Source organism: Peterkaempfera podocarpi, assembly GCF_042466665.1.
Classification (GTDB): domain Bacteria; phylum Actinomycetota; class Actinomycetes; order Streptomycetales; family Streptomycetaceae; genus Peterkaempfera; species Peterkaempfera podocarpi.
Genome location: NZ_CP162102.1, coordinates 2,016,348 through 2,037,189, shown reverse-complemented (window position 1 = coordinate 2,037,189; position 20,842 = coordinate 2,016,348). Strand labels below are relative to the sequence as shown.

The window sequence follows — 20,842 nt, the reverse complement described above, 5'->3', positions numbered from 1 at the left end:
GCGATCCGGCCGAGCGGCGCTGTGCGTCCCGGACGGCGCCGCGCGGGGGGAAATCCGCTGTCGCGGGACGCGTCGCAGGCAGCATGCTGGGATCGTGGGTACCGGCACGGGGGTCAGGACGTGAGCGCACGGCTGCGCGGCATCGCGCGGGAGACGGTGGAGATCACCGAGGCGGGGCGCTACCACCTGCCCGGTGGCCGCGTCGTCGACATCGCACGCGGGGTCGCGGCCGCGGTGGCGGGCACCCGGCTGTACGGCCCGGGGCCGGTCGACCCGGGGCCGGTCGGGCCGCACGGGGATCCGGTGGTGGAGGTGACCGGTGAGAGCAGCCTGCAGGCCGCCCGCCGGATGACCGGCGAGGATCCCGAGCCGGTCGCGGTGCTGGACTTCGCCTCGGCGCGCAATGCCGGCGGTGGCTTTCTCAACGGGGCGCAGGCGCAGGAGGAGTCGCTCTGCCGGTCCTCCGCGCTCCACGCCTGTCTGCGCGCCGTGCCCGACTTCTATGCGGCCCACCGTGCGGACCCCAGCCCCTTCTATTCCGACCGGGTGATCCACGCCCCGGGCGTCCCGGTCTTCCGCGACGACCGCGGTGAGCTGCTGGAGCAGCCGTACGCGGTGGACTTCCTGGTGGCGGCCGCGCCCAACGCCGGGGTCGTCGCGACGCGGATGCCGGACCATGTCCGGATGGTCCCGGAGGCGCTGCGGATCCGGGCGGAGCGGGTGCTGGAGACGGCCGCGGCGTGCGGCCGGCGGCGGCTGGTGCTGGGAGCCTGGGGCTGCGGGGTCTTCCGCAACGACCCGGCGCAGGTAGCCGCCGCCTTCCACGGGCACCTGGCCCCCGGCGGCGGCTTCGGCGGACGCTTCACCCAGGTCGTCTTCGCCGTGCTGGACCGCCGCGGCGACTCCCCCGTCCGCGCCGCCTTCCACAGCGCCTTCCACCGGGTCGCGCACGGACCCGAGCCCGTCCCCCTGGACTGACCCGCCGCAGGCCTTCGGCGCCACCCGGCCGGACGGCCGCCACCCGGCCGGACAGCCGCGGTCGGGGTCGGGGTCTGACAGCCGCCGCCGGGGACGGCCGCCGCCGGGCCGTGGTGAGCTGGGTCTCATTAAGTTACTCGTGAGTTGCTATGCAACGAGTTGCATAGCAGGATCGCCGTATGGCCCTTGAGCACGCGATCCTCGTCTCCCTGCTGGAGAAGCCAGGCTCCGGTTATGAGCTGGCCAGCCGCTTCGACCGCTCCATCGGCCGCTTCTGGACCGCCACCCACCAGCAGATCTACCGGGTGCTCAGGCGCATGGAGGCCGACGGCTGGATCGCCGCCGAGGACGTCGTCCAGGAGGGCCGGCCCGACAAGCGGGTCTACAGCGCGGCCGGGCCCGGCCGGGAGGCGCTGTCGGTGTGGCTGCGGGCTCCGGTGGAGCCCGAGACCGTCCGCCACGACCTGGCCGTCAAGATCCGTGCCGCCGCCTTCGACGACCCGGCCGGACGCGCCGGACTGGTCGCCGAGGTGGAGCGCCACCGGGTCGTCCATGCCGCGCTGCTCGACCGCTATCTGGCGGGCGAGCGCCGCGACTTCCCCGACCCCGCAGTCCTCGACGCACAGCAGTCCCTCCAGCACGTGGTGCTGCGCGGCGGCATCGAGTACGAGCGGATGACCGTCGCCTGGCTGGACGACGTCCTGGCCACCCTGCACCGAATCGGCTGACCTGGCCGACCGACCCCCCACCACCTCCGATCCGACCAGGAAGGGGAGCTCCGACCATGGCGGACTCTCTGCTCTTCAACCCGCGCGGCTACGACCCGGCCCACTTCGACGAGGAGACGCGCCGCCTGCTGCGGGCCACCGTCGACTGGTTCGAGGCGCGCGGCAAGAAGGCGCTGATCGACACCTACATCGACCGCACCTGGTACGCGGACTTCCTGGAGTTCGCCGCCAAGGAGGGCCTGTTCGCCGCCTTCCTGACCCCCACGGCCGACGCCGAGGACAACCCCGCCGCCCGCTGGGACACCGCCCGCAACGCCGCCCTCAGCGAGATCCTGGGCTTCTACGGGCTCGGCTACTGGTACACCTGGCAGGTCACCGTGCTCGGCCTGGGCCCGGTATGGCAGAGCGCCAACCCCGCAGCCCGGGCCCGTGCCGCCGAACTGCTCGCCGACGGCCATGTGATGGCGTTCGGCCTCTCCGAGCGCGGCCACGGTGCCGACATCTACGCCACCGACATGGTCCTCACCCCGGACGGCGAGGGCGGCTTCCGCGCCACCGGCTCCAAGTACTACATCGGCAACGGCAATGTCGCCGGACTGGTCTCGGTCTTCGGCCGGCGTGCCGACATCGAGGGGCCCGACGGCTATGTCTTCTTCGCCGCAGACAGCCGCCACGACGACTACCACCTGGTCAAGAACGTGGTGAACGCGCAGATGTACGTCAGCGAGTTCCGGCTGGAGGACTACCCCGTACGCACCGAGGACGTGCTGCACACCGGCCGGGACGCCTTCGACGCGGCGCTCAACACCGTCAACGTCGGCAAGTTCAACCTCTGCACCGCCTCCGTGGGCATCTGCGAGCACGCCATGTACGAGGCGGTCACCCACGCCCACAACCGGATGCTGTACGGGCGCCGGGTCACCGGCTTCCCGCACGTCCGGCGTGAACTGGCCGACGCCTACGCCCGGCTGGCGGCGATGAAGCTCTTCAGCGCCCGCTCCGTCGACTACTTCCGCTCCGCCGGGCCTGACGACCGCCGCTACCTGCTCTTCAACCCGATGACCAAGATGAAGGTCACCACCGAGGGTGAGAAGGTGATCGACCTGATGTGGGACGTCATCGCAGCCAAGGGCTTCGAGGCGGACACCTACTTCGACAAGGCCGCCAAGGACATCCGCGGGCTGCCCAAGCTGGAGGGCACGGTCCACGTCAACCTGGCGCTGATCCTCAAGTTCATGGGCAACTACCTCTTCGCGCCCGCCGAGTACCCCGCCGTCCCGACCCGCCAGGACCCCGCCGACGACGAGTTCCTCTTCCGCCAGGGCCCCGCGCGCGGCCTGGGCGCCATCCGCTTCCACGACTGGCGCACCGCCTACGACGCGCACGCCGACATCCCCAATGTCGCCCGGTTCCGGGAGCAGGCCGACGGCCTGTGCGAGCTGCTGCTCGCCCATGCACCGGACGAGGCCCAGCAGCAGGACCTGGACTTCCTGCTCGCCCTCGGCCAGCTCTTCGCGCTGGTGGTCTACGGTCAGCTGGTGCTGGAGCAGGCCGGGATCACCGGGCTGGACCGCGATCTGCTGGACGAGATCTTCGATGTGCTGGTACGTGACTTCTCCGGGCACGCCACCGAGTTGCACGGCAAGGCGTCCGCCACCGAGGCGCAGTCGGCCTGGGCGCTGACCCAGGTCCGCCGTCCGGTCGCCGACGCCGGGCGATCCGCACGGGTCTGGGCCCAGGTCGAGGCGCTTGCGGGCGCCTACGAGATGCGGCCGTGAGACCTGCCGGGCCATGGCCGCCGGCGGGGCGGCCGTGGCCCGGCTGCGGGGCCGGGCCCTAGGCTCGACCTGTCGGAGCGGCCGAGGGGAAGGGCGGACATGCTGAACGGACTGGCGGAGCACTGTGCGCAGGCTCTGGCGGAGTACGGATGCCCCTCGGTGTCGGTCGCCGTGGCCGAGCGCGGCGAGGTGGTGCTGGCCGAGGCGTACGGGCTGGCGGACACGGCCGCGGGACGCCCTGCCACACCCGGCACCGCGTACGGGCTGGCCTCCATCACCAAGCCGATCACCGCCACCGCCGTCTGCTTGGCAGCCGACCGGGGCCTGCTGGACCTGGACGCACCGGCCGCGGGCGACTGGCGCGGACGTCCGCCGACACTGCGTCACCTGCTGCTCCACCGGGGCGGGCTGGGGGCACACTACGACTTCCACTACGGCGGCGGCGACCGGCTGATCGACGCCACCCGCTACCAGGTGCAGTACCGCGAACCGGACTCCGGCTTCGAGTACGCCAACCTCGGCTACGGACTGCTGGGCCGGGAGCTGGAGGCGGCCACCGGGCAGGAGCTCGGCGGCTTCGTCCGGGAGCGGGTGTTCGAGCCGCTGGGGCTCATCGGCTGCCACCTCGGGCCGCAGTACCCCGGCCCGGCGCCGTCGGCGGTGCGGTACACCGTGGACGGCCGTGCCTACCCCGTGTGCGACACCAGCCACCCGGGGGCGTCGCTGGGCTGGGCCACCGCCGGTGAACTGGCCCTCTTCGCGCAGTCGTACCGGCGGCTGCTGGAGCCGGGGACCGCCGCGGCCGTGCTGCGGGCTGCGCCGGTCAACGCCCGCCTCGGGTACGGGCTCGGCTGGTGCGTCTCCTACGGCGGCGGACCGCTGGTGCAGAGCCACGGCGGCGGGATGGGCGGGGTGGCCGCCATGGTCGCCGCCGTGCCCGGGCAGCAGCTCTCCGTCGCCGTGCTGACCAACTCCACCCGCAAGGCCGCCCGTGACGCGGTGTTCCACCGGATCATGGCGGAGCTGGTGCCGGGCTACTCCGCCGAGCTGGTCGACCCGGCGGTCCCGGACCCCGAGCGCCCGCTGGAGCTGCCGGTCGGGAGCTGGGCGGGCGAGATCGCCACACCGGAGGGCGAGCTGCCGATCACCCTGCGGGTGCTGGCGGACCGCAGGGTGGAGCTGCGGCTGGACGGCCGCGGTGCCACCGCGCCGGCGACCGCCTCCGCCGCCTGGGACCTGCGGACCTCGTTCCCCCTGCAGCTCCCGACCGCCGACGCCCGGATCAACAGCCCCGCGCTGGCCGTCGGTCTGCGACGGGAGCGGGGCGGGCTCACGGGGGTGGCCTGCGCCTGGAAGGCGGGGGACAGCGAGGGCCTGCTGGGCAGCTATCTCAGCCACCCCTGCCGGCTCACGCCGTGCTGAGGACGCAGCCGTGCCGGCGGGCCGCGGGGGCGGCCCGCCGGCACCACGGCGGATGTCAGGAGGCGGACTGGATCCCGTGCGGGTCGAGGACGTACTTGCGGGCGGCCCCGGCGTCGAACTCCCGGTAGCCGCGCGGCGCCTCCTCCAGCGGGATCGCGGTGGCGTTCACCGCGTCGGCGATGTGGACCCGGTTGCGCAGGATCGCCTGCATCAACTGGCGGTGGTAGCGCATCACCGGGCACTGGCCGGTGGTGAAGGAGAGCGACTTCGCCCACCCCAGACCGATCCTGATCGACAGTGACCCGGTTCTGGCCGCCTCGTCGGACGCCCCGGGGTCGCCGGTGACATAGAGGCCCGGGATGCCCACTGCGCCGCCCGCCGCGGTGACGTCCATGACGGTGTTGAGCACCGTCGCCGGGCGCTCCTGCGCCGCTTCGCCGCCCTGTCCGTGCGCTTCAAACCCCACGGCGTCGACCGCGCAGTCGACCTCGGGCACGCCGAGGAGCTGCTCGATCTGGTCCCTGGGGTCGCCCTTGGAGACATCGACGGTCTCGCAGCCGAAGCTCCGGGCCTGCGCCAGCCGCTCCGGATTGAGGTCCCCCACGATCACCACGGCGGCGCCCAGCAGCTGGGCCCCGGCGGCCGTGGCCAGCCCCACCGGCCCGGCCCCGGCGACGTACACCGTGGAGCCGGCGCCCACCCCCGCGGTCACGCAGCCGTGGAAGCCGGTCGGGAAGATGTCCGACAGCATGGTGAGGTCGCGGATCTTCTCCAGTGCCTGGTCGCGGTCGGGGAAGACCAGGACGTTCCAGTCGGCGTACGGCACCAGGACGTACTGGGCCTGTCCGCCGACCCAGCCGCCCATGTCCACATAGCCGTAGGCGGAGCCCGGCCGGTCCGGGTTCACATGGAGGCAGATCCCGGTCTTGCCCTCCTTGCAGTTGCGGCAGCGTCCGCAGGCGATGTTGAACGGGACGGAGACCAGATCGCCGACCTTGACGAACTCCACGTCCCGGCCGGTCTCCACCACTTCGCCGGTGATCTCGTGCCCCAGCACCAGCCCGGCCGGGGCGGTGGTGCGGCCGCGGACCATGTGCTGGTCGCTGCCGCAGATGTTGGTGGCGACGCACTTGACGATCACGCCGTGCTGGCACTGGCGCCCCACATTGTCCGGATGCACCCCCGGACCGTCCTTGACCACAAACTCCGGGTAGTCGATCGTCTCGACCTCGACCCGGCCCGGCTCCTTGTACACGACCGCCTTGTTGCCCGGCATGGTCCGACCTCCGCTGCTCGCCCAGGACTGCTCGCCGACTGCTCGGTCCAACCCCTTCCTCTCCCAGGGTGCCGCTGTCCGCAGGCCGTCGCAGACCCTCGCCGGCTGCCGCGGATCGCGACCCGTCCAGGTGATGCAGGGCGCGATCAGCGGGTCACAGTACGTACTTTTTTTGGGCGAGAGGTGTCATATCGGGCATGGCGGGAATGACCACCGGCGTCCCGACAGGCAACACAGACAGGGAGGCACTGTGCCCCGCTCGACCAAGCGCACGGCAGTGACCGTGGCGACCTCGCTCCTGGTGGCGGCCGGAGCCGTCGGCGCCACCCTCGCCACCCACTCCGGCACCGGCAGCGCCCACGGCAGTGCCACGGCAGTCCAGGCGGCCGCAGCGGCCCCGGTCGCCGAGGTGCGGACAGTGGCGGACACCAGGCCCGCCGACGTTCCGGCCGGCTTCGTCGACCTGCCCACCAGCCCGCTGGCGGCCGACGGCCACGCCCACGACCTCACCGTCCACTACCGCAACACCGGGGCGACCGCCCGCACCGTTGCGCTGCAGATCCTGGTCGAGTCGCCGGATGCCGGACCCTACCTGTCACCCACCGACGTCAAGCTGGAGCAGCTGGACGCCGCCACCGGGCAGTGGAGGACCGTGCCGCTGGGCACCCAGACCGGAACGCTCTACACCACCATCCCCGCCTCGGGGCAGCAGCTCGCCCCCGGCGCCGACCTGGTGGCCGGCTACCGGGTGACGGTCCAGCCGAGCAGCAGCGCCGCCGCCCACCAGGCCGTGCTGCAGCCCAGGGTCGTGCTCTTCGGGCCGGCCGCCGGCTCCTGACCTGGGCGACTCCTGACCCCAGCGGCTGCTGGACCCGAGCGCACCGGCGCCGACATGCGTGGGACTCCGGGCTCAGAGGTACAGGCCGTCCGAGGGCGCGGCCGGTGAGGGCAGCAGCGGAGAGCGACCGCGCCGCAGCGCGAACAGCTCCGCCAGGGTGGACGGGCCCGGAGGCGCCGGGACCCCGGCCGAGCCGTCGGCGGCGCCGTCCCCGGTGGTGCGGGCCAGCCAGCGAGAGGACTCCTCGCCGGTGAGCGGACCCACCTCCACCCGGGCCAGACAGCGGCCCGGGCGCACCACGGCGGGGTGCAGCCGCTCCACGTCCTCATTGGTGGTGATCGCCACCAGGACGTTGCGGCCCTGACCCAGCAGACCGTCGGTGAGATTGAGCAGCCGCGACAGGGCCTGGCCGGTGACCCGCTTGGCGCCGCCGCGGATCAGCTCGTCGCAGTCCTCCAGCAGCAGCATCCGCCAGCGCTGCGCATCGTCGTCCTCGCCGTCGTCGTCCTGGGTGGCCAGGGCCACCTGGAGCAGATAGCCCGGGTCCGCGAAGAGCTGCTCGGGGTCGAGCACGCAGTCCACCCGGCACCAGTCGCGCCAGGAGCGGGCCAGGGTGCGCAGCACCGAGGTCTTGCCGGTCCCGGGCGGACCGTGCAGCAGCAGCAGCCGCCCGGTCACCTCCTCGGGGCGCAGCTTCATCAGCGCGTCGAAGGCGTCGGCGACCGGTGCGGTGTAGTTCTCCCGTATCTCCGGCCAGGTCTCCGCGCTGATCCGCCGGGTGGTGCGGCTGGGGCCGTGCCCGGTGAGGTGCCAGAACCCCATCAGGACGACGTCCTCCTCGACCGGCGGCGGCTCCTCCGCCCCGTCCACGGCCTCCGCGAGGATCTGCTCGGCCAGGCCCTCCTCCACCGCGGTCACCGTGACGTCCGCGTGCTTGCCGCCGCCGTGGCCCACCCAGCGGCTGATCTTCAGCGTCCAGCCGGCGCCCTCGGCGAGCACCGCGGACCGGTTCTTCTCCTGGGAGGAGCGGACCACCCTGCTGCCCGTGGGCAGCAGGGTGGCGTCGCCCTTCACCCGCTGAAGCGAGGTGGAGCGGCACCAGGGCTGCTCGCCGGAGGTGAAGCGGGCCAGCGCCAGGGCGTCGACCACGTCGAAGGGGGAGTCGCTGTCGTCCAGCTGCACCTGCATCGGCAGTGCTCGGTACACCTCGGAGCCGGGGGTGGGGGCGGGGGCGGGGGCGGTCGCGACGGGGACTCCATCGGGGGAGTGCTGTGCGGACATGGGCGCCATGATCCGGCACCGGGCGACCGCTGCCCACCGCTTTTCCGGACCTTGCACGAACCCCGACGGACCTCCCCCACCCCGGCCGTGCCGCCCGCACTCGCAGGTCCCGCGCCACCGCGGGCTGCGTCCGGGCGAGGGCCGGGCGGGTACGCAGGCTGAGGCGACCACCGGCCCACGGCCTCGGGAGGGCTCCCCTGCGTTCTGCCGTCGAACCGGGCGCCCTGCCCCCGCCGTACCACACCTCGGGCCCGGGCGGGTCCCCGGACGCCCGTATCGGCCGTGCCCTGAGGGTGCTCGCCGATGCCCGCCCGCCCGGCGGCCCGGCTTCCGCCCCTCCCCGCTCAGGAGCCGCCGTGCGGGTGTGAGTGGGCATCAGATGCTTTGCGGATGAGACTCGTCCCTCCGGCCCCGGGACGTCGTCACGGGCGGACGGGCTCTGCTAGCCTGCGCGGATGCCTTCTGCAGACCGTCAGCTGCCCCGGCTGGGTGTGATGTTCGACCGCGACCGGGCTCCGGAGGAGCTGACCGGCTTCGCCACCACCCTGGAGGACCTCGGCATCGACGAGCTGTGGGTGGTGGAGGACCTGCCGTGGGCCGGTTCGATCGCCTCGGCGGCCGCGGCGCTGGGCGCCACCGAGCGGCTGCGCGTCGGCATCGGCATCGCCCCGGCCCCGCTGCGCAACCCCGTCCTGCTGGCCATGGAGTTCGCGACCCTCGCCCGGCTGTTCCCCGGCCGGCTGATCGCGGGCATCGGGCACGGCGCCACCGAGCTGATGGAGGTCGCCGGTGCGCTGCCGCCGGCAAGGATGGCGCTGCTGGAGGAGACCGTGAGCGCGGTGCGGGCGCTGCTCGGCGGTGCGGAGGTCACGATGAAGGGCCGCGCCGTCCGGCTGGACGGTGTGCGGCTGGTCCATCCCCCGGTTGTGGTGCCCCCGGTGCTGGCCGGTGTGGTGCGACCGCGATCGCTGGAGCTGTCGGGCCGGGTCGCGGAGGGCACCGTGATGGCCGAGGGCCAGGGGCCGGTGGCCGTCGCCGCCGCCCTGGACCGGATCGACGCGGGCCGCCGGGAGGCCGGTCGCGAGGACCCCCATGACCTGGTGCTCTTCACGCATCTCCGGGTCGACGACGACCCGGAGCGGCTGGCCGCCGAGACCGCACCGGTCACCGCGGGGTGTGCCGACTGGCTGGGACTGCCTGCGGAGGAGGTCTTCCTGGCCGCGGGGGACGCCGTCACCGCGGCCGGGCGGATCCGGGAGCTGTGGGAGGCGGGGGCGGACTCCGTGGTGCTGCGGCCCATCGGCGCGGAGCCGCTGGACCAGGTGCGCAGGGTGTGGGCCGCGCTGCGGCGCTGACGCGGTCCCCGCGCTCAGGGCCGCGGGATGTTGCGCAGATTGGCGCGGGCCAGCTGGACCATCCGGCCGACACCGCCGTCCAGCACCATCCGGCCCATGGAGAGGGCGAAGCCGCTCACCTGCTCGCCGGTGATCTTCGGCGGGATGGAGAGCGCGTTGGGGTCGGTGACCACATCCACCAGCGCCGGTCCGCGGTGCTTCAGCGCCGCCCGCAGGGCGCCGCGCAGCTGCTTGGGCTTCTCCACCCGTACGCCGAAGGCGCCGCAGGCCTCGGCGACCGCGGCGAAGTCGGGGTTGCAGTTGGTGGTGCCGAACGCGGGCAGCCCGGCCACCAGCATCTCCAGCTCCACCATGCCCAGTGAGGAGTTGTCGAAGAGCACCACCTTGACCGGCAGGTCGTACTGCACCAGCGTCAGGAAGTCGCCCATCAGCATGGAGAAGCCGCCGTCCCCGGACATGGCGACCACCTGGCGGCGGCGGTCCAGGAACTGGGCGCCGATGGCCTGCGGCAGCGCATTGGCCATGGAGCCATGGGTGAACGAGCCGATCACCCGCCGCCGGCCGTTGGGCGTCAGATAGCGGGCGGCCCAGACATTGCACATCCCGGTGTCCACGGTGAAGACCGCGTCGTCGGCGGCCTCCTCGTCGAGCACCGCCGCCACATACTCCGGGTGCAGCGGCACATGCCGCTCCACCTTGCGGGTGTAGGCACCGACCACCCCCTCCAGCGCCTGGGCGTGCTTCTTCAGCATGGTGTCCAGGAACCGGCGGCTGGTCTTCTCCTTCAACCGCGGCGTCAGGCAGCGCAGCGTCTCCCCGACGTCGCCCCAGACGGCCAGGTCGAGGCGGGAGCGCCGGCCGAGGTGCTCGGGGCGCACATCCACCTGGGCGATGCGTACGTCGTCGGGCAGGAAGGCGTTGTACGGGAAGTCGGTGCCCAGCAGGATCAGCAGATCGCAGCCGTGCATGGCCTCATAGGCCGCGCCGTACCCCAGCAGGCCGGACATCCCCACGTCATAGGGGTTGTCGTACTGGATGAACTCCTTGCCGCGCAGGGCGTGCCCCACCGGCGCCTTGACGCGCGCGGCGAAGGCCATCACCTCGCTGTGCGCCCCCTCGGTGCCGCTGCCGCAGAAGAGGGTGACCTTGCCGGCGGCGTCCACCAGCTCCGCCAGGGCGTCCAGGTCGGCCTCGCCGGGGCGGACCAGCGGGCGGCGGGTGACCAGGGCGTGCCGACTGGCCGGCTGCGGGGCGGGCTGGGCGGCGACATCGCCGGGAAGGGCGATCACCGCCACCCCGCCGCGGCCCACCGCGTGCTGGACGGCGGTCTGCAGCACCCGGGGCATCTGCCCGGCGGAGGAGACCAGTTCGCAGTAGTGGCTGCACTCGCGGAAGAGCTGCTCGGGGTGGGTCTCCTGGAAGTAGCCGGTGCCGATCTCGCTGCTGGGGATGTGGGAGGCGAGCGCCAGCACGGGGGCCATGGAGCGGTGGGCGTCGTAGAGTCCGTTGATCAGATGGAGGTTGCCGGGTCCGCAGGAGCCGGCGCAGGCCCCCAGCCCGCCGCCGATCTGTGCCTCGGCGCCGGCCGCGAAGGCGGCGGTCTCCTCATGGCGCACCTGCACCCAGCTGAGGTCGCGATGCCGGCGTACGGCGTCCACCACCGGGTTGAGACTGTCGCCGACGACTCCGTAGATGCGCTCCACGCCGGCCCGCACCAGAACTTCGACGAACTGCTCGGCAACGGTCTGCTTGGCCATCGGGAACCTCCGGGCGGCGGGCGAGGCGGGCCTTTGCAGGCACCGAGCCCATCCCCGCATGCTCCGTGGCCGCCTGCCACCCGGAGGGCATGCGGTGCCGCCGATCGGATGGCGGTGGGGCAGGGGGCGGCGGGAGCGTCCGGGGGGCTTGCCGGGGGAGCGGCTCCGGTCCAGTGCGACCGGGCTCCGTCGGGCGGGCCGGAGGAGAAGGATCAAGCATGCGACCGCCGGTGTCGCACCAGTGCGGGGCACGACACCGGCGACCGTGCTTGGCGGTCCAGCCGACCCTCAACGGCCGACCGCCGGTCCGCACGCCACCTCTGGGTCTGGCCCCCGCAGCGTCGAGAGGGCTGAACAGCGACTCAGGGTCGGCGTCGGATGTCAGGTTGGGCGCCTGTAATGCTGGCTTCACCATTCGAACGATGGCTGACCGGAGCTTCACTGTCTGGCGCTCATGCATATATTGCTTTCAGGTTTCGTCCACGTCAATCCCTTCGATGTGTTCACTTTTTGAAGTCGGAGTGACGCTGCGTAGGCGCATCTGGGCTCTGAGGTGGCTCAATGAGCGCTTGCTCACCTCTGTTCCCCGGCCGTCACCGGGGCTACGCTCGCGGCCATGACGCAGCTACCCACCGGTACGGCGCATGTCTCCCACCGCACCTGCCCCCTCTGTGAGGCCACCTGCGGGCTCACCGTGGCGATCGACCAGGACACCGGCTCCGTCCAGGTCCGCGGAGACGACCAGGACCCCTTCAGCCGCGGCTACCTCTGCCCCAAGGGCGTCGCACTGGGCCAGCTGCACCAGGACCCGGACCGGCTGCGCGCCCCCCTGGTGCGGCGCGGCACCCGCTGGACCGAGACCGGCTGGGACGAGGCACTCGCAGAGGCCGGCCGGCTGCTGGCCCCCCTGCTGCGCGACCACGGACGCGACAGCGTCGCCGTCTATCTGGGCAACCCCGTGGTGCACAACCATGCCTCCGCCCTCTACAGCCGCGTCCTGGTGCACGCCCTGGGCACCGGCTACCGCTTCAGCGCCTCCACCGTGGACCAGATGCCCAAGCAGGTCGCCTGCGGGCTGATGTACGGCACCGAGCTGTCGGTCACCGTCCCCGACGTCGACCGCACCGACTATCTGCTGATCCTGGGCGCCAACCCGATGGTCTCCAACGGCAGCCTGCTCACCGCCCCCGACCTGCCGGGCAGACTGCGCGCCCTGCGGCGCCGCGGCGGCCGGCTGGTGGTGGTGGACCCGCGACGCACCCGCACCGCCGAGGTTGCCGACGAGCACCTGGCCATCCGCCCCGGCACCGACGCCCTGCTGCTGGCCGGCATCGCCCGCACCCTGCTCGCCGAGGACCTGGCCGACCCGGGCCCCGCAACCCCCCACCTCGACGGCCTGGAGCGGCTGCAGGGCGCCCTGGAGCCCTTCACCCCGGCCGCGGTGGCCACCGCGACCAGGATCCCCGCCGAGACCGTGCGCCGCCTGGCCCATGAGCTGGCCGCCGCACCCAGCGCCGCCGTCTACGGCCGCATCGGCACCACCACCACGTCCTTCGGCACCGCCGCCAGCTGGCTGGTGGACGTCGTCAACGTCCTCACCGGCAATCTGGACCGCCCGGGCGGCGTGCTCTGGCCCGAACCCGCCGCCGGCTCGCCCAACACCACCGGCGAAGCGGGGCGCGGCAGGGGCGTGCGGATCCCTGGCTCACGCCGGACCCGGGTGCGCGGCCTGCCCAGCGTCTTCGGCGAGTTCCCCGCCGCCGCCCTCGCCGAGGAGATCGACACCCCCGGTCCGGCCGGGGAGCGCCTGCGCGGCCTGGTCACCGTCGCGGGCAACCCCGTCCTCTCCACCCCCAACAGCGCCCGGCTGGCCGCCGCCCTCGGCTCCCTGGACGCCATGGTGAGCGTCGACCCCTACCTCAACGAGACCACCCGCCACGCCCATGTGGTGCTGCCCACCGCCGCCCCACTGGCCCGCAGCCACTACGACCTGGTCTTCACCGGTTTCGCGGTACGCAACACCGCCAAGTACTCACCGCCCGCGGTGCCGCCCGCCGGGGGCGAGCTCGACGAGGGCGAGGTACTGCTGCGGCTCGCCTGCGCCGCGCTCGGTGACACCGTCACCCCCGACCGGCTGGACGACCTCACCGCGGCCGACACCGCCCGCCGCATCACCACCGACCCCTCCTCACCGGCCTTCGGCCAGGACCCCCGGCAGCTGCTCGCCGCAGTCGGCCACCGCCGCCGCCAGGACCGGCTGCTCGACCTGATGCTGCGCGGCGGCCCCTACGGCGACGGCTTCGGCGCCAAGCCCGACGGACTCACCCTGGACGCCCTGGAGCGGCACCCCCACGGCCTGGACCTCGGCCCGCTGCGGCCCAGGCTCCCCGGAGTGCTGCGCACCCCCAGCGGCAAGGTGGAGCTCGCCCCGCCGCCGCTGCTCGCCGAAGCCCGCCGGCTCGCCGGCCACCTCGCCGAACTCGGCTCGGCCCCCGACGGCGGGCTGCTGCTGGTCGGGCGCCGCCAGCTGCGCTCCAACAACTCCTGGATGCACAACGTCCCGCTGCTCTCGGGCGGCTCCAACCGCTGCACCCTCCAGCTCAACCCGGCCGACGCGGACCGGCTCGGCGTCACCGACGGCCAGCGGGTGCGGCTGCGTTCCCGGGTGGGCGCGGTGGACACCACCGCCGAGCTCACCGACACGGTCGCGGTGGGCGTGGTCAGCCTGCCGCACGGCTGGGGGCACGACGCCCCGGACACCCGTACGACGGTCGCCGCCCGCCGACCCGGCGTCAACAGCAATGTGCTCACCGACGACGCACCGCTCGACCCGCTCTCCGGCACCGCCGTCCTCAACGGCATCCCGGTGCAGCTGGAGGTCCTGGTGAGGGATCGCACACCCGACGTTGCGGACTCGTGACGTCCTCAGCATCCCCAGGAGGCACGGCAGTTGTGATCACACGGTACGGTGGCCAATCACAGGGACGGTTGCGTGACGACCGCCTTGCACGGGTAGTCTTCGCCCACGGCCCTGGCGCCTCGTAGGGGTGGGAAGTCTCATGGAACAGATGCATGTGCGCAACAGGCCCCGCGTACCGGCGATCCAGTGCGGAGTCGGTGCTACGGGTCGGCACATCGACCGCCACCTGGCGGTGCTCGGTGCGCCTGCGCTGCCGGCGGTGGACACCGCCGACGCGGTGGGCCTGATAAGGGAGCTCACGCCGCGTGGTACGGGCACACCGGCAGCCCCGAGCCGTAGCGCCCGGGTCTCGCTGCTCGCGCCGCTGCGACGGCTTCGCCGCAGCCTTTTCGGAGGCCGCGGCTAGGGTTCGCGCGGGCGGACCCGAGACAGCAGGGTGCGGGACTCTGGGCACAGAGCCCCGCACCCGTTTCGGCATGTCCGCCCCCGGGACGCGACCGCTGCCCCCGCAGCCGCTGCCCCCGCCGCCGGCCGTCCGGCGGCCGGATGCGCTGATCCACGCATGCCGGGGCGCCACGCGGGCGGACCCGGGCACAATCCCAGGAGTCGATCCCGCACAAGCTGGGCATGGATCACGGCGCGACCCGCCTGCGAGGAGCGAGGAGAGGCCATGGTGCACGAGAGGGCCGGGCATCCGGCGCAGCCCGGAGACCTGGTGGATGTCGCGCGTCTGGTGACGGCCTACTACGCGCTCCACCCGGACCCCGCCGAGCCCGCCCAGCGGGTGGCGTTCGGTACCTCGGGGCACCGCGGATCCGCCTTCGCCGCCTCCTTCAACGACGACCACATCGCGGCCACCAGCCAGGCGATCTGCGACTACCGGGCAGCCCGGGGCATCGACGGCCCGCTCTTCCTCGGCGCCGACAGCCACGCCCTCTCCGAGCCGGCCAGGGTCACCGCCCTGGAGGTGCTGGCCGCCAACGGGGTCACCGTGCTGATCGACTCCGGCGACGGCTACACCCCCACCCCGGCGGTCTCCCACGCCATCCTGACGCACAACCGGGACGGTGGTCCGGCCCAGGCCGACGGCATCGTGGTGACCCCGTCCCACAATCCGCCCGCCGACGGCGGCTTCAAGTACAACCCCCCGCACGGCGGTCCGGCAGGCTCGGAGGCCACCTCCTGGATCCAGGACCGCGCCAACGCCCTGATCGAGGGCGGGCTCAAGGAGGTCCGCCGGATCCCCTACGCCCGCGCCCTGGCCGCGGACACCACAGCCCGCCATGACTTCCTCGGCGGATATGTGGACGAGCTGCCTGCGGTGCTCGACCTCGACGCGGTACGGGACGCCGGAGTGCGGATCGGCGCCGACCCGCTGGGCGGCGCGTCCGTCGCCTACTGGGGCAGGATCGCCGAGCGCCACCGCCTGGACCTCACCGTGGTCAATCCGGCCACCGACCCCACCTGGCGCTTTATGACGCTGGACTGGGACGGCAGGATCCGGATGGACTGCTCCTCCCCGTACGCCATGGCCTCGCTGATCGAGCAGCGGGACGCCTACACCGTGGCCACCGGCAATGACGCCGACGCCGACCGGCACGGGATCGTCACCCCCGACGGCGGCCTGATGAACCCCAACCACTATCTGGCCGTCGCCATCCGCTACCTCTGCACCCACCGCGCCGACTGGCCGGCGGCGGCCGGGATCGGCAAGACCCTGGTCTCCTCCTCCATGATCGACCGGGTGGTGAACGACCTGGGGCGGCAGCTGGTCGAAGTGCCGGTGGGCTTCAAGTGGTTTGTGGACGGTCTGCACGGCGGCACCCTGGGCTTCGGCGGCGAGGAGTCCGCCGGGGCGTCCTTCCTGCGCCGCGACGGCCGGGTGTGGACCACCGACAAGGACGGCATCCTGCTCGCCCTGCTCGCCTCCGAGATCACCGCGGTGACGGGCAGCACCCCCTCCCGCCACTACGCCGACCTCACCGCCCGTTTCGGCGACCCCGCCTACGCCCGGGTCGACGCGGCGGCGAGCCGGCAGGAGAAGGCGGTGCTGGCCCGGCTCTCCCCGGAGCAGGTCACCGCCACCGAACTGGCCGGTGAGCCCATCACCGCGGTCCTCACCGAGGCCCCCGGCAACGGCGCCGCCATCGGCGGCCTCAAGGTCTGCACCAAGAGCGCCTGGTTCGCCGCCCGGCCGTCCGGCACCGAGGACGTCTACAAGATCTACGCCGAGAGCTTCCAGGGACCCGACCATCTGCGCCAGGTGCAGGACGAGGCCAGGGCGCTGGTCACCAGGGCCCTGGGCGGGGCCGTTTGATGGCCGGCGGGGGGCCCACCGGGACCGAGGGGCCGGACGGATCCGGCGACCTGGGCGCTGCCGGGGAGCCCGGTGCAGCGGCGGCCGAGCGGGCCGCACGACTCCGGGTGGCGCTGCTCACCCGCGAGTACCCGCCGGACGTCTACGGCGGCGCCGGGGTCCACGCCGAGTTCCTCGCCCGGGAGCTGCGCTCGCTGACCGACCTGGAGGTGCACTGCTGGACGGTCGGCGACCGGCCGGCCGGCAGCCACCCCACCCGGGGTGCCCACGACGGAGTGCACCGCCACCCCGCCCCCGCGGAGCTGGCCGCCGCCAACCCGGCGCTGCGCACCCTCGGCATCGACCTCGCCATGGCCGACGCGGTGGCCGGACGGGACCTGGTCCACTCCCACACCTGGTACGCCAACCTCGCCGGTCACCTCGCCAAACTGCTGCACGGCGTACCGCATGTGATGACCGCTCACTCCCTGGAGCCGCTGCGGCCGTGGAAGGCCGAGCAGCTCGGCGGCGGCTATGCCGTCTCCTCCTGGGCGGAGCGCACCGCCATCGAGGCCGCGGACGCCGTCATCGCGGTCTCCCGCGGCATGCGGCAGGACATCCTGTCCTGCTACCCGGCGGTGGACCCGGACAAGGTGCATGTCATCCACAACGGCATCGACACCGAGCTGTACCGCCCCGACCCCGCGACCGCCGTGCTGGAACACCACGGGATCGACCCCGGCCGGCCCATGGTGGTCTTCGTCGGGCGGATCACCCGGCAGAAGGGCGTACCGCATCTGCTGCGCGCCGCCCGGGACTTCGACCCCGGGATCCAGTTGGTGCTGTGCGCCGGCGCACCGGACACCGAGGAGATCGGCCAGGAGTTCCGCGGACTGGTGGGCGCCCTGCGGCGGCAGCGCGAGGGAGTGTTCTGGATTCCCGAGATGCTGCCGCGCGGGGATGTCATCCAACTGCTCACCCATGCCACGCTGTTCGCCTGCCCCTCGGTCTACGAACCGCTGGGCATCGTCAACCTGGAGGCGATGGCCTGCGGCACCGCGGTGGTCGCCTCCAACGTCGGGGGCATCCCCGAGGTGGTGGATGAGGGCCGTACCGGGCTGCTCGTCCCTTATCGGGAGGACGACCCGGCGGGGTTCGAGGCAGGTCTGGCAACGGCGGTCAACACCCTGGTCGCCGATCCGGCGACGGCCGCGGAACTGGGCCGCGCGGGCCGGCGGCGCGCGGTGGCGGAGTTCGGCTGGCCGGCGGTGGCAAGGCGCACGGTGGGACTCTACGAGCAGCTCGCCGGGAGGCGCTGACGGACCGAGCCTCGCGGTGCGGGGGACGTGCAGTGGCGGGTGTGGCGGGAAGGAGCGGGACGTGCGCGGTGGACCCTCGGTGCTGGGAATGGTGCTCGCCGGCGGGGAGGGCAAGCGGCTGATGCCGCTGACGGCCTCCCGGGCCAAACCCGCGGTGCCCTTCGGCGGCGGCTACCGGCTCATCGACTTCGTCCTCTCCAACCTGGTCAACGGCGGTATCACCCGGATCTGCGTGCTCACCCAGTACAAGTCGTCGTCGCTGGACCGGCATCTGGCCACCACCTGGCGGCTGGCCGGACTGACCGGCGACTATGTCACCCCCGTACCGGCCCAGCAGCGGCTGGGGCCGCGCTGGTACCTGGGCAGCGCCGACGCCGTCTACCAGTCGCTCAACCTGGTACGGGACGAGCAGCCCGACCACATCGTGGTCTTCGGCGCCGACCATGTGTACCGGATGGACCCCCAGCAGATGCTCCAGGCCCACATCGAGTCCGGCGCCGGGGTCACCGTGGCGGGGATCAGGGTGCCGCGTGAGCAGGCCGCCGGATTCGGGGTGATCACCACCGCCTCCGACGGACGGCGGGTCGCCGACTTCCTGGAGAAGCCCGCCGACCCGCCGGGCCTGCCCGGCGACCCCACCAGGGTCTTCGCCTCCATGGGCAACTATGTCTTCTCCACCAAGGTGCTGGTGGACGCCCTGCAGCGGGACGCCGACAACCCGTCGTCCCGCCACGACATGGGCGGCGACATCATGCCGATGCTGGCCGGCAGCGGACAGGCGATGGTCTACGACTTCGACGACAACCGGGTACCCGGCGAGACCGAACGCGACCACGGCTACTGGCGGGACGTCGGCACCCTGGACTCCTACTACGAGGCCCACCAGGACCTGATCTCGGTCCATCCGGTCTTCAACCTCTACAACCGCCACTGGCCGATCTTCACCCACCCGGCGCAGCTGCCGCCCGCCAAGTTCGTGGCCGGCGGCATCGCAAGCGAGTCCATGGTGAGCGCCGGCTGCATCGTCACCGGGCAGGTCACCCAGTCGGTGCTCTCCCCCGGGGTGGTCATCGAGGAGGGCGCGGTGGTGCAGGGCTCGGTACTGCTGGACGGGGTCCGGGTGGGACGCGGCGCCGTGGTCCGCAGGGCCATCCTGGACAAGAACGTGATCGTGCCGCCGGGCGCCACCATCGGCGTCAACCCGCAGCGCGACCGCGAGCTGTACACCGTCTCGGCGGAGGGTGTCGTCGCCCTGGCCAAGGGGCAGAGAGTGGACTGACGGCCACCACGCCGACCGCGGTGCCGTACCGGGAACCCGGGAGATGCCCGCATGCTGCTCCACCGACTGGCCTCCACCTCAGGCGCCGTGGGCGCCGAACCGGCGCGCAACGCCAAGATCGCCCTGCTGGCGCAGTGCCTCCGGGAGCTGGGCCCCGACGAGTCGCCCTCGGCGGTCGCCCTGCTCTCCGGGGAGTCACGGCGGCTGCGGGTCGGCGTGGGCCCGGCGGCGCTGCGGGAGCTGCCCGCCCCGGCCGGCCTGCCCACACTGGGCGTACGGGAGACCGAGGAGACGCTGGCCCGGATCGCCGCCGTGCACGGCCCCGGCGCCCAGGCCGAGCGGCGGCTGCTGCTGGACGGGCTCTTCGCCAGGGCCACCGAGGAGGAGCAGCACTTCCTGAGCGCGGTACTGGTGGGCGAACTGCGGCAGGGCGCGCTGGACGCGCTGATCGGGGACGCCGTCGCCAAGGCCGCCGAGGTCCCCGCGACCGCGGTGCGCAGAGCGCTGATGTTCCGCGGCTCGGCGCGGGCCGTGGCGGCCGCGGCACTGACCGGCGGAGCCCCGGCGCTGAGGGCCTTCGGACTGGAGGTGGGACGGCCGGTACGGCCCATGCTGGCCGCCTCGGCCCCCGATGTGGCCACGGCCCTGGAACGGGTCAGCCCCGCGGCCCTGGAGTGGAAGCTGGACGGGATCAGGGTGCAGGTGCACCGAGACGGCTCCGACATCGCGGTCTTCACCCGCAGTCTGGACGACATCACCGCCCGGGTCCCCGAACTGGTGGAGGCGGTGGCGGCGCTGCCGGTGCGCAGCGCGGTGCTGGACGGAGAGGCCCTCGCCCTGGGGCCGGACGGCCGTCCGCGCCCCTTCCAGGTCACCGCCGCCCGCACCGCCTCCCGCCAGGACCCGCTGCGGCTCCGGGAGGAGGTGCCGCTGCAGGCCTTCTTCTTCGATCTGCTGCACCGCGACGGTGAGGACCTGCTGGACCTGCCGGGGGAGCAGCGCTGGGAGGCGCTGGAGCAGACCCTGCCCCCGGCGCTGCGGGTGCCCCGTACCGTGACCGCCGACAGCGGCCTGGCGCATGCCTTCTTCCGGGACGCGCTGGCGCAAGGCCACGAGGGCGTGGTGGTCAAGGACCCGGCCGCACCCTACGCGGCCGGCCGGCGCGGCGCAGGCTGGATCAAGGTCAAACCCCGGCACACCCTCGACCTGGTGGTCCTGGCCGCCGAATGGGGGCACGGGCGGCGCCGCGGACGGCTGAGCAATCTGCACCTGGCGGCCCGTGGCGACGGGAGCGCGGAACTGGGGGAGTGGGTGATGCTGGGCAAGACCTTCAAGGGGCTGACCGACGAACTGCTGGCCTGGCAGACCGCCGCGCTGCTGGAACGGGAAGTGGGCCGCACCTCGTCCGTGGTCCGGGTCAGGCCGGAACTGGTGGTGGAGGTGGCCTTCGACGGCCTCCAGCGCAGTCCCCGCTATCCGGCCGGGCTGGCTCTGCGCTTCGCCAGGGTGCTGCGCTACCGCGACGACAAGACGGCGGCGGAGGCGGACACCGTCGCCACGGTCCGGGAGCTGGCGGCCGAGGGGCTCTGGGCCGGGCAGGAGTGAGCGAGGAGGT

General features: G+C 73.2%; 15 protein-coding genes. 12 read left to right on the top strand and 3 right to left on the bottom strand.

The window, feature by feature from the left end; all coding sequences use genetic code 11:
* Positions 1 to 120 precede the first annotated feature (120 nt).
* The 4 genes from AB0761_RS08960 to AB0761_RS08945 all read left to right on the top strand — a co-directional run bounded on the left by AB0761_RS08960 (position 121) and on the right by AB0761_RS08945 (position 4,906).
* A complete protein-coding gene (locus tag AB0761_RS08960) occupies positions 121 to 978 on the top strand; it encodes a TIGR02452 family protein (protein ID WP_377268436.1) in 858 nt (285 codons plus the stop codon).
* A 179-nt stretch (positions 979 to 1,157) separates the two neighbouring features.
* Complete coding sequence (locus AB0761_RS08955) at positions 1,158 to 1,706, top strand: PadR family transcriptional regulator (protein ID WP_377268435.1); 549 nt, start codon at positions 1,158 to 1,160, stop codon at positions 1,704 to 1,706.
* 56 nt (positions 1,707 to 1,762) lie between these two features.
* Positions 1,763 to 3,484: an acyl-CoA dehydrogenase family protein gene (locus tag AB0761_RS08950; RefSeq protein WP_377268434.1), complete on the top strand. Its 1,722-nt coding sequence runs from the start codon at positions 1,763 to 1,765 to the stop codon at positions 3,482 to 3,484.
* A 99-nt stretch (positions 3,485 to 3,583) separates the two neighbouring features.
* Complete coding sequence (locus tag AB0761_RS08945; protein WP_377268433.1) at positions 3,584 to 4,906, top strand: serine hydrolase domain-containing protein; 1,323 nt, start codon at positions 3,584 to 3,586, stop codon at positions 4,904 to 4,906.
* Positions 4,907 to 4,961: 55 nt separating this feature from the next.
* Here the strand turns inward: AB0761_RS08945 and fdhA are convergent, their stop codons facing one another.
* Positions 4,962 to 6,182, bottom strand: a complete 1,221-nt coding sequence (gene fdhA, locus AB0761_RS08940) for a formaldehyde dehydrogenase, glutathione-independent (protein ID WP_377268432.1) — start codon at positions 6,180 to 6,182, stop codon at positions 4,962 to 4,964.
* A 250-nt stretch (positions 6,183 to 6,432) separates the two neighbouring features.
* On the opposite strand from fdhA, the gene AB0761_RS08935 reads away from it, so the two are divergent.
* Positions 6,433 to 7,020 (top strand): signal peptide protein, encoded by a 588-nt coding sequence (locus AB0761_RS08935; protein WP_377268431.1) that lies wholly within the window; start codon positions 6,433 to 6,435, stop codon positions 7,018 to 7,020.
* Between the two features lie 72 nt (positions 7,021 to 7,092).
* On the opposite strand, the gene AB0761_RS08930 is transcribed toward AB0761_RS08935, so the two are convergent.
* Positions 7,093 to 8,208, bottom strand: a complete 1,116-nt coding sequence (locus tag AB0761_RS08930; protein WP_377273978.1) for a DUF5925 domain-containing protein — start codon at positions 8,206 to 8,208, stop codon at positions 7,093 to 7,095.
* 548 nt (positions 8,209 to 8,756) lie between these two features.
* On the opposite strand from AB0761_RS08930, the gene AB0761_RS08925 reads away from it, so the two are divergent.
* On the top strand, positions 8,757 to 9,656 hold the full coding sequence (locus AB0761_RS08925; RefSeq protein ID WP_377268430.1) for an LLM class flavin-dependent oxidoreductase: 900 nt from the start codon (positions 8,757 to 8,759) through the stop codon (positions 9,654 to 9,656).
* Positions 9,657 to 9,670: 14 nt separating this feature from the next.
* Here the strand turns inward: AB0761_RS08925 and AB0761_RS08920 are convergent, their stop codons facing one another.
* Positions 9,671 to 11,413 carry a pyruvate dehydrogenase gene (locus AB0761_RS08920; protein ID WP_377268429.1) on the bottom strand — a complete coding sequence of 581 codons (1,743 nt, stop codon included), beginning with the start codon at positions 11,411 to 11,413 and terminating at the stop codon, positions 9,671 to 9,673.
* Between the two features lie 616 nt (positions 11,414 to 12,029).
* On the opposite strand from AB0761_RS08920, the gene AB0761_RS08915 reads away from it, so the two are divergent.
* The 6 genes from AB0761_RS08915 to AB0761_RS08890 all read left to right on the top strand — a co-directional run bounded on the left by AB0761_RS08915 (position 12,030) and on the right by AB0761_RS08890 (position 20,832).
* A complete protein-coding gene (locus AB0761_RS08915) occupies positions 12,030 to 14,333 on the top strand; it encodes a molybdopterin-dependent oxidoreductase (RefSeq protein WP_377268428.1) in 2,304 nt (767 codons plus the stop codon).
* Between the two features lie 139 nt (positions 14,334 to 14,472).
* Positions 14,473 to 14,739 (top strand): hypothetical protein, encoded by a 267-nt coding sequence (locus AB0761_RS08910; RefSeq protein WP_377268427.1) that lies wholly within the window; start codon positions 14,473 to 14,475, stop codon positions 14,737 to 14,739.
* Positions 14,740 to 15,003: 264 nt separating this feature from the next.
* On the top strand, positions 15,004 to 16,650 hold the full coding sequence (gene pgm / locus AB0761_RS08905) for a phosphoglucomutase (alpha-D-glucose-1,6-bisphosphate-dependent) (protein ID WP_377268426.1): 1,647 nt from the start codon (positions 15,004 to 15,006) through the stop codon (positions 16,648 to 16,650).
* A gap of 107 nt (positions 16,651 to 16,757) precedes the next feature.
* Positions 16,758 to 17,948, top strand: coding sequence for a glycogen synthase (gene glgA, locus AB0761_RS08900; protein ID WP_377273977.1), 1,191 nt, complete (start codon positions 16,758 to 16,760; stop codon positions 17,946 to 17,948).
* A gap of 61 nt (positions 17,949 to 18,009) precedes the next feature.
* Entirely contained in the window at positions 18,010 to 19,227 is a 1,218-nt protein-coding gene (gene glgC, locus AB0761_RS08895) for a glucose-1-phosphate adenylyltransferase (protein WP_377268425.1), read from the top strand.
* Positions 19,228 to 19,278: 51 nt separating this feature from the next.
* Positions 19,279 to 20,832: an ATP-dependent DNA ligase gene (locus tag AB0761_RS08890; protein ID WP_377268424.1), complete on the top strand. Its 1,554-nt coding sequence runs from the start codon at positions 19,279 to 19,281 to the stop codon at positions 20,830 to 20,832.
* Positions 20,833 to 20,842: the final 10 nt, after the last annotated feature.